The following is a 14,369-nucleotide window of genomic DNA, read 5'->3' as shown; positions in this document are numbered from 1 at the left end:
GGCGGCAGACCTCGAATCTGCAAGAAGAAGGACGACACATGCTCGATCGCTTGATGCGTGACTGCTGGCTGCGCGGTATTCGCCTGTCCGCGAGTGAAGGCCGTTTGATGATTGCGGCCGCTACGCCGCAGGCCTTGAATGCCGATCTGGAACAGGAGCTGCTGGCACGCAGCGGTGAGATTCTGTCGTGGCTCGAGCTCCACGCGGATTATTTCGCGGCGCGCCCGCTCAGCGATAACGAGCAGGCTCTGTGGTTTCTGCAGCGCATGGAGCCGAACAGTTGCGCCTACAACATCGCACTGGCTGGGCGGGTCAGGCCGCAGTACCTCTGGGCCGATCTGCCGCAGCGTCTGGAGCGGGCCTGGCAGGTGGTGCAGCAGCGCTACCCGCACCTGTGTAGCGCCTATGTCGAGCGTGATGGCGAGTTACTGCAATGGGACAGCCGCCCGCAGCCCACCTCGCTGCAATGCGAAACCTTGCAGGGTGCAGATGCAGCCAGTATCCAGCGCCGCGTGATCGAGCTGGCTGATACGCCTTTCGACCTGGCCGCTGGTGAAGTCAGCCGCCTGGTGCTGTTGAGCAATGAGCTGGGTGAACGTACCGAGCACACGGTATTGCTGGGTATTCACCATATCGCCTCCGACCTGACCACCTTCGATGTGCTGTTCAGTGAGCTGTTCGCCCAGGTCGATGAGCAAGCGCTTGCCGATGTCGACCCTCAGGCCTACCGCAACTGGTGTTGCGATCTGTACGTGCGCAGCGAGGCGATCGAGGCCGAGGAGCTGGCCTGGTGGCAAACGCAGTTGGCTGATGTGCCGACGCTGGAGCTGCCGACCGATTTCGCCTATGGCAGCAGTCAGGGCTTCGACGGTGGGGAGCTGTCGTTTCATTTTGGCGCCGACGACAGCGAGCGCCTGCGTGCGGTGGCCAGGCGTCTGGGTGTGACGCCCTACGTTTATTGGTTCTCGTTGTTCCAGCAGTTTCTCGGCGTGCTGTCGGGGCAGGATGATTTCGTCCTCGGCACGCCCAGCGGCTGGCGTCTGAAGCGCGAGCAGGCCGAGCTGCCGGGCTATCTGGTCAACCCCTTGCCGGTGCGCTGCCGTTTGCGTCGTGACCTGTCCAGTGCTGAGTGGGCCAAGCAGGTCGCGGCCACTGTCAGGCAGACCTTGCGCCATCGTCACTATCCCTTCGCGCGGCTGGCCAAGCATCTGGATCTGCCGCGGCAGATGGGCCGGGCGCCGGTGTTCCAGCACATGTTCACGCTGAACAAGGAACGTGACGTGCCGTTCGAGCGCTACATCGAGCGCATGATCGGCGAGCAGCGTGGCGCGGCTCACGAACTGAACCTGGTGATCATCGATGACCTGCCCGAGTTCATCGGGCGCTGGCGCTACAGCAAGGCGCTGTATCGGCGCGAAAGCGTCGAGCGTTTCCAGGCGCAGTTCCTTGCCCTGGTCATGGCGGCCATGGAGCAGCCGGACGTGCCTTTCTCCGAGCTGAACTGGCTGGCTCCCGAACAGCGTTCGCAGTTGTCTGGCGAGGTTCTGCCGGTGCTGGAGGAGAGTGCCTGGCAGGCCTTCACCAAACACTGCTCGGCAAAACCGCAGGCCATCGCCCTGGAGGATCGGCAGGGCCTGTTGAGTTATGCCGAGCTGGCCGGAGCCGTGGTCGCCCGTGGCGAGCGCCTGCAAGGCTCGCTGAGCGCGCTGGGAGATCGGATTGCCCTGTGCCTGCCACGCAGCCGCGAACTGGTGATGCATATGCTCGCCGCCTGGCAGTGCGGCGCCACCTATCTGGCCCTCGACCCGCAGTGGCCCGAGTCGCGCCTGCAGGGCATCTGCCTGGATGCCACGCCCAGGGTCTGTGTCGGTATGGGGGAGCGCCCGCACTGGTTGCCAACGTCGGTACAGTGGCTGGTCGTGCCGAGTGCGCCGCTATTTAGCGATGCACCGCTGCGTGCCGGTCTACCCGCGGATCTGCCGGCCTACGTGGTCTACACCTCCGGCTCCAGCGGGCGGCCCAAGGGCGTGGAGGTGACCCAGGGCAACCTCATTCACTACGTCAGCGCCTGCCTGGAACGCCTGCAACTGAGCTACGAAGCCAGCCTGACGAGCCTGGCCAGTTGCGCCACGGATCTGGGCCACACCGCCTTGTTCGGCGCACTGCTCTGCGGCCGGCGCTTACGTCTGCTGGACGAGGCGCTGGCCTTCGACGCCGAGGAATTGGCGGCGCTGCTCGGGCAGCAGCCCGTGGACATGCTGAAGATCGTACCCTCGCACCTCAATGCCCTGCTGGTGGCCAGCGAGCCGCAGCGTCTGTTGCCGCGTCAGTGTCTGGTACTTGGCGGCGAAGCCTTGGGCGCCGATCTGCTGGCACGGGTGCGTGCCCTGAGCCCGAGCCTGCGTATCGTCAACCACTACGGGCCCAGCGAAACCACGGTGGGTGTGTTGACCCATGAAGTTGAAGGCGAGGGCGACGCGCCGCTCGGACGTCCCCTGGGCAACGTGCGCATCAGCGTGCGCGGGCCGGATGGCGCAGTGCTGCCGGCTGGCGTCAGCGGCGAGCTGTATATCGAGGGCGCCACCGTGGCGCGTGGTTATCTGAGTGCCAGCGAGGTCGATCAGGCGCGCTTCGGTAAGCTGGGTTACCGCACGGGCGACCGGGTGCGCCTCGATCATCTGGGTCGAGTGCTGTTCCTTGGGCGTCTGGACGAGCAGGTGAAGATTCGCGGCTATCGCGTCGAGCCTTCGGAGGTGGCGGCGCAATTGCGCGCGCTGCCACAGGTCGAGGACGTGCGCGTGCTCAACGCACCGACGCCGCTGACGGGCAATCGCCTGGTGGCTTTCCTGGTCGCCGCGCCGAGCGCACTGGCTGGCATTCAGGCGGCTCTGCAGGCACGCCTGCCGGACTATATGCAGCCGGCGCAGTGGCACTGCCTGGAGGCCATGCCGCTGCTGGCCAATGGCAAGGTCGATCGTCTGGCGCTGTTGACGCTGACCGAGCAAGCGCCGCGCAGCATCGAAGCGCGTGCCGAGCAGCCGTTGAACGAAGTCGAACGCGCTTTGCTGGCGATTTGGCGCGAACTGTTGGGCAACCCCAGCATCGGCCCGGACGACAACTTCTTCGCCCATGGCGGCGACTCGATTCTCGGCCTGCAGATCATCGCCCGCGCACGCCAGCAGCGGATCACCCTCACGCCCAAGCAACTGTTCGCCGAACCCAGCGTGCGTGCGCTGGCGCGTGTTGCGCAGACGCCGCAGCGGGCCAGGGTCGAGCGCCTGCTGACGATTGCCCGGGAGATTCTGGAGAAGCCTGAGCTGCAAGCCGACGACAACTTCTTCGCGGTCGGCGGCGACTCGATCCTCAGCCTGCAGATCATCGCCCGCGCCAAGCAGCAGGGCCTGCAGCTCAAGCCCAAGCAGATCTTCGAGTTCCCTTCGGTCAGCGGCTGGGCCGAGCAGGCCGTGGAGCTCGCCAGTGTGGCCGAGCAAACCAAGGTCGATAGCGCCGAGCCGAGCGGCGCTTTCGCCCTGACGCCGATCCAGGCCTGGTTCTTCGATCAGCAGCAGAACACGCCGCAGTACTGGAACCAGTCCCTGCTGCTGGCCGTTCAGCAGCCGCTGGAGTCGGCGCGCCTGGCCCAGGCTCTGGCTACCTTGCTGCAGCGTCACAGCAGCTTGCGTCTGGTCTTCGAACGGGGCGTACAGGATTGGCAACAACGCTATCAGCCGTGGTCGGCAGAGATGGCCGGCAAGCTGCTGCAGGTGGTCGAACAACCACTGGACGATGCGCTGTTGCAGCAGTGGCAGCAGGGCTGGCAACTGGATCGAGCGCCGTTGATTCGCTGGGTGTATTTCACCGGCAGCGGGCACTTGCTGTGCACGGCGCACCATCTGCTGGTCGATGCCGTGTCCTGGCAGGTGCTGTTGGAGGAGTTGGAAAGCCTCTACCTCGATCCGCAGGCCGAGCTGCCAGCCGCTTCCGCCAGCTTCCATCGCTGGAGTGAGGCTCTGCAGCGCCATCGTCAGGAGCCGGCCGTTTTGGCTCAGCGCGAATACTGGCAGGCGCAGTTGGCAGAGGAGGGCGAGGTGACCCGCGTGGTCAGCCTGTACGGCGAAAGCCGCACGCTGGAGACGCGTCTGTCTGCCGAGAAGACTGAGCAGTTGCTGGGCGATTGCCATGAGGCCTACAGCACTCAGGTGCAGGATCTGCTGGTCGCCGCCCTGGCCTCTGTCATCGGTCAATGGCTGGGACGCGAGCAGGTCACCCTGGAGATGGAAAGCCACGGTCGCAGCGGCTGGGAGCAGGGCCCGGATCTGTCGCGTTCGGTGGGCTGGCACACCAGCCGCTACCCCTTGGCCGTGCCCGCTGCCGAACAGCCGGAAGAGGCGATCATCGCTGCCAAGGAGACATTGCGCCGCGTGCCGGAGCAGGGCATCGGCTACGGCCTGCTGCGCCTCGATCCACAGCAGCTTGGTGCCGCCTCGCTGCTCACCTTCAACTACCTGGGCCGTGTCGATCAGTGGCTCGGCGGCTCGCGCCTGTGGCGCCTGGCGCAGCCGCTGTGCCCGGCCATGCGCGCCGCTGACACCCGCCGTACCCATCTGCTCGACGTCACCGCCCTGGTCGACCAGGGCCAGTTGCACATCGAATGGCGCTACGCCCCGCAGGTGCATGAGCAGGCCCTGATCCGCGAGCTGGCGCAGCAATTTCAGCAGCGCATCGAAGCCCTGCTCGAACACTGCCTGGATCCCGAAGCCGGTCGCGCCACTGCCGCCGACTTCGCCGACTCGGGGCTTTCCGATGACGAATTCCTCGGCCTGCTGGAGCAACTGCAATGACCACCCCTGGCGCCCCCATATCCCCAGCCCACGGCAAGGAGACCCTCGGCATGAACGACAAGGTCAAGGCACTTTCCCGCAATATCGAGGCCATCTACCCGTTGGCGCCCATGCAGCAGGGGCTGCTGTTTCACAGCCTGATGCATCCGGGCAAGGGCATGTATCTGCTGCAGTACCGCCATGTCATGGTGCTGCCGCAGCTCGATCTGCAGGCTTTTCGCCAGGCCTGGGCACAGGTGGTGGAGCGCCACGAACTGCTGCGCACCTCCTTCGTCTGGAAGCAGCAGAAGCGCCCGATGCAGGTGGTGCACAAGCAGGTCGAACTGCCCATTGCCTACGAGGACTGGTCGGCTATCGACGAGGCCGAGCAGCAGGCGCGCCTGGAGCATCTGCTGGCCGAGGAGCGCCGCCAGGGCCTGGATTTCACCCAGGCGCCGCTGATGCGTGTGCGCCTGTTCAAGCTGGCGCCAGACACCTACCAGTTCGTGCGCAGCTATCACCACATCCTGATGGATGCCTGGTGCTTCTCCATCATCATGATGGACTTCCTCGACGGCTACCGCGCGGCGCGTGAGGGGCGGCGCCTGGAACTGCCCAAGCCACGCCCGTACCGCGACTTCATCCGCTGGCTGGAACAGCAGAAACCTGAAGAGCATCAGGCCTTCTGGCAGCAACGCCTGGCCGGTTTCGACACGCCCAATCAATTTGGCTTCGGCCACCCTGGGCGCGTTACGGATGCGCCGGAGCCGGTGGAGGATTGCGTCGAGCACCTCAGCGTCGAGCAGACCCAGGGCCTGCAGCAGGCCGCCAGCCGTCTGGGCATCACCCTCAATACCTTGGTGCAGGGCGCCTGGGCCTTGCTGCTGGGGCGTTACAGCGGCAATCGCGATCTGCTGTTCGGCGTCACCGTGGCCGGGCGTCCGGTGCACATGCAGGGCATGGAAAGCATCGTCGGGCTGTTCATCAACAGCCTGCCGCTGCGCTGGAACTGGCAGCCGCAACAATCGCTCGGCGCCTGGCTCAAGGCCCTGCAGGCGGAGAACCTGAGCCTGCGCGAGCACGAAAGCGTGTCGCTGGCGCAGATTCAGAGCTGGAGCGAGGTGCAACGCCAGGATCTGTTTCAGAGCCTGTTCGTCTTCGAGAACGCACCGATCTCCGCCAGCCTGCGTCAGGGCCAGTTGGACTACCTGATCAGCGACATGGCTAACCGCACCCACACCAACTATCCGATCACCGTGGTGATCGTGCCCGGCGAGCGCCTGCACCTGCAGTTGACCTACCAGACCGACTGGTTCCTGCGTGATGAAATCGAGCAGATGCTGCGCCACTTCCGCACGCTGCTGCTGAACATGGGCGAAGCCCTGGCGCGCGATACGAACACCCCGCTGCAACGCCTGACCATGCTCGATGCCACGGAGATTGCTCAGCAGCACGCCTGGGCTACAGGTGGCCTAGCGACGGACGAAGCGCAATTGCAGCCGCTGTATGTCGAGCGCCTGCAACGGCAAGTGCGGCAAACGCCCGAGCGAATCGCCGTGGTGCATGGCGAGCGCAGCCTGAGCTTCGATCAACTGAACTGCGCTGCCAACCGCCTGGCCCGCCACCTGCGCGCCAATGGCGTGCAGGACGGCGACCTGCTGGCGCTGCTCGACGAGCGCGGCCTCGACCTGGTGGTGATGATCCTCGCCACGCTCAAGGCCGGTGCCGGCTGGCTGCCGCTGGACCCGCGCAACCCGCCGCAGCGTCTGGCGCAGGTGCTCACCCAGAGCCGTTCGCCGTTGTTGATCCATGGCGCCGAGCAGAGCGACCTGGCCCTGCAGGCGCTGCAGCAGATGGCCCAGCCGCCGGCGGCGATCCGCTACGAGCCAGCGGCCCTGAGCGACTACAGCGATGCCGATCTGGATCTCCCCGTGCATGGCCTGTCGCTGGCCTACTGCATCTTCACCTCGGGTTCCACCGGCACGCCCAAGGGCGCCATGGTGGCCCACGCCGGCATGCTCAATAACATCCTCGGCAAGTTGCCGGGCCTGGGTCTGAATGAGCAGGACGTGATCGCCCAGAGCGCGCCGCAGTGCTTCGACATCTCCGTCTGGCAGACTCTGGCCGGCCTGGTGCTGGGTGCGCGCACGGTGATTCTCGGCGACTGTGTGATGCAGAACCCCGAGGCCCTGGCCGAAGCCATCGCGCGCCACGGCGTGAGCATTCTCGAAGCGGTGCCGTCGCTGATGCAGAGCCTGCTGGATGCCGGCCTGGAGAGCAGCGCGCTGCGCTGGGTGCTGGCCACTGGCGAGGCGCTGCCACCAGCGCTGGCGCGGCGCTGGTTCGAGCGTTATCCGGGCATTCCGCTGATGAACGCCTACGGCCCGGCCGAATGCTCCGACGACGTGGCCTTCCATCCGCTCACCGAGCGCTTGCCTGAGGCGCGCAGCAGCGTGCCGATTGGCCGCGCGACCCTGAACAACCGTCTGTATCTGCTGGATGCCGAATTGCAGCCGGTGCCGCGCGGTGCGGTGGGGGAAATCTTCGTCGCCGGTGTCGGTGTTGGCCGTGGCTATATGGCCGACCCGGCGCGCACGGCGGCGGTGTTTTTACCCGACCCCATCGCCAATGACGGCAGCCGCCTGTATCGCACCGGCGACCTGGCGCGCTTTTTGGCCAATGGCGAACTGGAGTATGTCGGGCGTACCGACCACCAGGTGAAGATTCGCGGCCACCGTATCGAGCTGGACGAGATCGAAGCCTGCCTGACCAGTTATCCCGGCGTGCGTGAAGCGGTGCTGCTGGCCCGCGACGACCAACAGCGCGCCAAGGTGCTGGTGGCCTACGTGGTGGCCGAGCCGCAGCCCTCCATCGAGGCGCTGCGCGAGTTCATCACCGCCAACCTCCCACCCTACATGCTGCCCAGTGCCTTCATGCTGCTCGAACGCATGCCGCTCAACGCCAACGGCAAGATCGACCGCAAGGCGCTGCCGGCACCCGACTTCGCCGCGCAGAGCGAGGCGCGCTACGTAGCGCCGAGCACCGAGCTGCAAGCGCAGTTGGCCGAGGCCTGGCAATCCGTGCTCGGTCTGGCGCGGGTCGGTATCCAGGATCACTTCTTCGAGCTGGGCGGGCATTCGCTGCTGGCCACGCAACTGATCGGCCAGATCGGCAAGCTCAGTGGCAAGGAGCTGCCGCTGCGTGTGGTCTTCGAGTGTCCGACCATCGCCGCGATGGCGCAGTGGCTGGAGCAGCAGGAGGCCGGCGAGAGCAACGCGCCGATGCGCCTGCCGCGTCCGCAGAACCTGCCGCTGTCGTTCGCCCAGCAACGCCTGTGGTTCCTCCAGCAGCTACAGCCGCAAAGCCCGGCCTACAACCTGGCCGGCGCGGTGCGCCTGAGTGGCGACCTGCATTTGGCTGATTTGCAGGCCGCCTTGCAGGCGCTGGTCGACCAGCACGAAATCCTGCGGACCCGTTTCGTCAGCGATGGCGGCGAGCCGGTGCAGGTCATCCTCGCCAAGGCCGAGCTGGCCTTGCCGCTGATCGAGGTGGCCAGCGAGGCGCAGTTGCACGAGCTGCTGCGCCAGGACGCGATGACCCCGTTCGCCCTGGACAGCGCGCCGCTGCTGCGTGCCTGCCTGTATCGCCTGGGCCCGCAGGCGCACGTGTTGGCGCTCAATTGCCACCACATCGTCGCCGATGGCTGGTCGCTGCAACTGATCATCGACGGCCTCTGTGCCCGTTACCGCGAGCTGCGTCAGGGAGGTGAACCGGCGTTGGTCGAGGCGCCGATGCAATACGCTGACTATGCCCTGTGGCAACGCCAGTGGATGGCCAGCACCGCCTGTCAGTACGAACTGACCTACTGGCGCGAGCAGTTGTCCGGCGAGTTGCCGGTGCTCGAACTGGCGGCGGACTTCCCCCGTCCGGCCCATGCCAGCCAGGCTGGCGGGCGCGTCGAGCAGCGCCTGCCGGATGCGCTGGCGGCGCGCCTGCGCGCCTTCAGCGCGAGTCACGGCTGGAGCAACTTCATCCCCATGCTCTGCGCCTTTCAACTGCTGCTGCGCAGCCGCAGCGGCGAGCATGACATCCTCGTCGGGGTGCCTGCGGCCAACCGTCACCATGCGGCGTTGCAGCCGCTGGTGGGCTGCTTCGTCAACACCCTGGTGTACCGCCAGAAGCTCTCCGGCACGACCAGCCTGTTGCAGCACATGAACGAATTGCAGGCGCTGTCGGTGGCGGTGCAGTCGCACCAGGATCTGCCCTTCGACTACCTGATCGAACAGCTCGGCGTGGCCCGTCAGGTCAGCTACAACCCGTTGTTCCAGGCCATGTTCAACTATTTCCCTGGCCATGCCCTGGAGCGTTTCGAGCTGACCGAGCTGATCGCCGAGCCGCTCGACAATCGCCCGGACAGCGCTCTGTGCGATCTGCATCTGGACGTGCGCGACAGCGAGCACGGCATTGCGCTGAGTCTGCAATACAGCAGTGAGCTGTTCCGTGAGCAGACCGCCCGCGCCATGCTCGAGCAGTACCTGGCGCTGCTCGACGCCGTGCTCGAGCAGCCTCGGCAAGTGCTCGGCGAACTCGCCTGGCAGCCTGAACAGCGCGCGCTGGCCCGCTTGCACGGCGAGCTTGTAGAGGGCCGGGAAGACATCCTGCAGGCCTTCGCCCGGCAGGTCGCCGAGCGGCCCGGGGCTATCGCCGTGCAGGCTGGCCAGCAGCGCCTGAGCTATGCCGAACTGAACCAGGCGGCCGAACGCCTGGCCGCCGCCTTGCAGGCCCGTGGCGTCGGCGCCGAGGATCGCGTGGCCCTGCGCCTGCCGCGTGATGCTCGGCTGCCCATGGCCATGCTGGCCATCCTCAAGGTGGGCGCCGCCTATGTGCCGCTGGCCGAGGACACCCCGGCCGAGCGCGGTCGCTACATCCTTGCCCACGCGTGGCCACGGCTGTGCCTGAGCAATGCCGAGGCCCTGGCGGAATTGGCCGAGTGGGGCAGTGATGTCGAACTGCTGGATATCGACGCGCTGAGCTCCACCGAGCCCTACCGCGCGCCGAGCGTGCATCCTGCCCAGCTCGCCTATGTGCTCTACACCTCGGGTTCCACCGGGCAGCCCAAGGGCGTGGCCATCGAGCGCGGCAATCTGATGAACCTGATGCTCGGCGTGCAGCAGGTGCTGCCATTGACGGCGCAGGACAAGGTGCTGGCGCTGACCACCGCGACCTTCGATATCGCCATCGTCGAGCTGCTGCTGCCGCTCGGTCGCGGGGCCAGCATTCTGCTCGCCGACCGTGAGCAGGCACGCGACCCGCAAGCCCTCGACCGCCTGATCGAGGCCGGCCAGCCGACGGTGATGCAGGCCACGCCGGCCACCTGGCGCATGCTGGTGGCACACACCCAGCGCAGTTGGCAGGGCGTGCGCGCCATTTCCGGTGGCGAGGCCCTGCCAACCGCGCTGGCCGAGGCCATGGAACAGCGTGGCGCCCAGGTGATCAACGGTTACGGGCCGACCGAGGCCACCGTCTACAGCACCTTCGAGCCGCGCCAGGGCGACAGCAGCGGGGTCGAGGTGCCGATTGGCCAGCCTGTGGTCAATACGGCCGCCTATGTGCTGGATGCTGACCTGCAACCCGTGGCACCGGGCGTGTCCGGCGAGCTGTACCTGGCCGGTGCCAACCTGGGCCGTGGTTATTTCGCCGCGCCTGCCCTGAGCGCGGCGAGCTTCCTGCCCGACCCCTTCGTGCCGGGGGCGCGCATGTACCGTACCGGCGACCGCGTGCGGCGCAACGCCCAAGGCAGCCTGGACTACCAGGGGCGCCTGGATTTCCAGGTCAAGCTGCGTGGCTTCCGTATCGAACTGGGCGAGATCGAGGCCTTGCTGGCGCGCGTCGCCGGTGTGCGCGAAGCGGCGGTGGTGCTGCTCGGCAGCGGCGACAGTGCGCGCTTGGTGGCTTACTACTCGGTCATGCAGGCGGCGGGCGCGCTGACTGATGCCGTGCTGCGCGAGCAACTGGCGCAGCACCTGCCGGAATACATGCTGCCAAGCCAGTTCGTGCGCCTCGACAGCCTGCCGCTGAGCCCCAGCGGCAAGGTCGAGCGCAAGGCGCTGCCGGCACCCACGCAACATGAAGGCCAGCGCGACAGCGAACTGAGCCAGCCCTGGGAAGCGCAACTGGCCGAGCTGTGGTGCGAACTGCTCGGTTGCAACGCGGTGGGCGCAGGCGACAACTTCTTCGCCCTCGGTGGCCATTCGCTACTGGCAGCACGGCTGGTGGCGCGCATCGCCGAGCGTTACGAGCGGCAACTGCCGCTGCGCAGCGTGTTCGAGTGCCCGACCCTGGGCGAGCTGGCGGCCAGCCTGGCTGCTGTCGAGGGCGCAGAGGAGAGCATCCTGCGGCCATTCGGCGAGGTGCCGGCGCCGCTGCATTTCACCCAGCAGCGGCTATGGTTCCTCGACCGCTTGCAGGGCGATACCCAGGCTTACCATCTGTCCCTGGCCATGCACCTGCACGGCACCCTGCGAGCCGATGTACTGGAACGCGCCCTGGCGCAACTGGTACAGCGTCAGCACAGCCTGCGCAGCGTGTTCAGCGAGACGGACGAAGGCGCACGGCAGCAGGTCGTGCAGTGGCACGGCCCGCTGCTCAGCGTCGCACCCTTGCGGCAGGATGTACGTTCGCCGGCCTTTGCCCGCACCCTGAGTGAGGAGGCGCAGCGTGCCTTCGACCTGACTCGCGCGCCGCTGTGGCGCGTGCGCCTGTACCAGGGCGAGGGGCACAGCGTGTTGCAGGCCACCTTGCACCACATCATCGCCGACGCCCGTTCGCTGGAAATCTTCTTCGATGAGCTGCAACGCCTGTATCAGGCCGAGCTGAGCGGAGCCCAGGCGGCGCTGGCGCCGTTGCCGTTGCAGTTCAGCGACGTTGCTGCCAGTTGGCAGAGCTCAGCCGGGCAGGCGCTGATCAAGGCGCAACTGGACTACTGGCGGCAGACCCTGGCCGGCGAGCCGCCGGTGTTGGATTTGCCCACCGACCTGCCGCGCCCTGCCGAGCAGGGCTACCACGGGCGGCGCCTGCGCTTCGAGCTACCTGCCGAGTTGGTCGAGCGTCTGCGTAGCACCGCACAGCGCCATGGCCTGACCGCCTTCGCGCCGCTGCTGGCGGCGTGGAAGGTGCTGCTGGCCCGGCATTCCGGGCAGCGCGAGCTGTGGATCGGCCTGCCGGTGGCGCAGCGTCAGCAGGCGCACACCGACAACCTCATCGGCTACTTCGCCAGCACTCAGGTGCTGCGCAGCCAGATCGATCCGCTGCAATCGGTGGCGTCGTTCTGGCAGGCGTTGCAAGCCACCCACCTGACCGCCCAGCAGCACGGCGACGTGCCCTTCGAGCGCTTGGTGGAAGCCTTGCAGGTACGCCGTGATCTCAGCCATACGCCGCTGTTCCAGGCGCTGTTCAACCTGATCCAGCGCGACGACGTGGCGGCGGTCGGCCAGGGCTTCGCCGGCCTGCCGGCGCAGCGCCTGGATGTCGAGAGCGACAGCGCCCTGGTGGACATCGGCCTGCATATCGAGCAGCACGGCAGCGCCTGGCACTGCGTGCTGGAGTACAACACCGAGCTGTTCGTCGCCAGAACCATGCAGCGCTACGCCGACGAGTACCGTCACCTGCTCGACGGTATGCTGGCGCGACCCGAGGCGCGGCTGTGGGATATCGACCTGGCCAATGCCGATCACGCCCTGACCCGCCGCCCATGGAACCTGCCGGCGCACACCCTGAGCGAGACGGAAGACCTCATCGCCCGCTTCGAGCGCCAGGTCTTGCAGAGCCCAGATGCACTGGCCGTTGATTGCCAGGAGCAGCGTTACAGCTATGTCCAGCTCAATGCCCTGAGCAACCGCCTGGCCCACTGGCTGCGCGCCCAGGGTGTCGGCTGCGACGATCTGGTTGCCCTGTGCCTGAGCCGTGGCCCCTGGCTGCTGCCCTGCATTCTGGCGATTCACAAGGCGGGCGCGGCCTACCTGCCGCTGGATCCGCAGCAACCGGGCGAACGCCTGCGCTTTATCATCGAGCACGCACGGCCTGCACTGGTGCTCAGCGAGCAGGCCTGCGCCGAGGTGCTCGGCGCTGTCGACAGCACGCTCGTCGAGCACCTGCCGTTGGATGCACAGCCCGCGCATGACCTGGCCTTGCCGGTGGCGCCGCAGCAGCGTGCCTATGTCATCTACACCTCGGGCTCCACCGGCACGCCAAAGGGTGTGCAGGTCACCCGTGGCAACCTGAGCAACCTGCTCGTCGGTCTCGACCAGCAGTTGCCGTTGACGGTCGAGGACGTCTGGCTGGCCAGCACCACCTATGCCTTCGATATGTGCAAGCCGGAGCTGTTCCTGCCGCTGCTCAAGGGCGCGGCCATCCTTCTGGCGCGGCGCGAGCAGGTGGTCGATGGTCACCGCCTGTTCGAGCTGCTGCGCCGTGCCACGGTGTTCCAGGCCACCCCAGCCGGTTGGCAGCTCCTGCTGGAAACCGGGCGTGACGACTGGCCGGCCCTGCGCGGCCTGATCGGTGGTGAAGCGGTGCCGGCCGAGTTGGTCAAACTGCTGCAAGCCAAGGGCGTGCAACTGATCAACGCCTATGGGCCGACGGAAACCACCGTCTGGTCGACCACCCAGGCGCTGCGCGAAGTGCCGGCCGGCGTGGCCGATATCGGCATGCCGCTGCTCAACACCCGTTGTTACGTGCTCGACGAATGCCTGCGGCCAGTGCCGCTGGGCAGCACCGGCGAGCTGTATATCGCCGGCAGCGGGGTGACCCGTGGTTACCAGCGGGCGCCGGCGATCACCGCAGCGGCGTACCTGCCCGACCCGTTCGCCAGCGAGCCTGGCAGCCGCATGTACCGCAGCGGCGACCTGGTGCGCCGACGCAGCGATGGGCGCCTGGCCTACGTCGGCCGTGCCGATTTCCAGGTCAAGGTGCGTGGTTTCCGCATCGAGCCGGGGGAGATCGAATCGCTGCTGCGCCGTTACCCCGGCGTGGAAGAGGCGGTGGTGATGCTCGATGGTCGCAGTCACAGCCTGTTTGCCTGGTTGCAAAGCCCGAGCCCGGTCGACGAGGCGGCGCTGCGCCGTCATCTGGAAAGCCTGCTGCCGGCCTACATGGTGCCAGCCGGTTTCATCCAGGTGCAGCGTTTCGCTCTTAATGCCAACGGCAAGATCGACCGCAAGGCCCTGCCGGCGCCGCAAGCGCAGGCCGAGCAAGGGGTGGCGCCACGCACGGCGCTGGAGCGCGAACTGGCCGAGCTGTGGCAGGAGCTACTCGATCTGCCGCAGGTCGGCGTGCTCAGCAGCTTCTTCGAGCTCGGTGGCCATTCGCTGCTGGCGATGCGCCTGATGACCCGGGTGGAGAGCCGCTTCGGCGTCAAGGTCGAGCTGCGCAGCCTGTTCCATAACCCGACCATTGCCGGCCTGGCCGAACAGATCGAAAACCCGCAGCGGCCTTCGACCGACCAGGCACTGGATGAGATGCAGCGTTTGCTGGCAGAGATGGAAGACTGAA

2 protein-coding genes are annotated in these 14,369 nt (G+C 66.8%); both read left to right on the top strand.

Features of this window, described 5'->3' with window-relative positions:
• Positions 1-38 precede the first annotated feature (38 nt).
• Positions 39-4,841 carry a non-ribosomal peptide synthetase gene (locus PCLY_RS20065; RefSeq protein WP_061241530.1) on the top strand — a complete coding sequence of 1,601 codons (4,803 nt, stop codon included), beginning with the start codon at positions 39-41 and terminating at the stop codon, positions 4,839-4,841.
• On the top strand, positions 4,838-14,368 hold the full coding sequence (locus PCLY_RS20060) for a non-ribosomal peptide synthetase (protein ID WP_197432206.1): 9,531 nt from the start codon (positions 4,838-4,840) through the stop codon (positions 14,366-14,368). Before PCLY_RS20065 ends, PCLY_RS20060 begins: the two co-directional genes overlap by 4 nt.
• Position 14,369: the final 1 nt, after the last annotated feature.

Origin of the sequence: Ectopseudomonas composti, assembly GCF_001567565.1 — a bacterium.
GTDB classification, from domain to species: Bacteria; Pseudomonadota; Gammaproteobacteria; order Pseudomonadales; family Pseudomonadaceae; genus Aquipseudomonas; species Aquipseudomonas composti_A.
This window is presented reverse-complemented; position numbering and strand designations above follow the sequence as displayed.

What these genes read in the sequence shown, in the direction of transcription:
- PCLY_RS20060 (WP_197432206.1), top strand. Translation starts at nt 4,838, where the DNA reads ATGACCACCCCTGGCGCCCCCATATCCCCAGCCCACGGCAAGGAGACC.
- PCLY_RS20065 (WP_061241530.1), top strand. Translation starts at nt 39, where the DNA reads ATGCTCGATCGCTTGATGCGTGACTGCTGGCTGCGCGGTATTCGCCTG.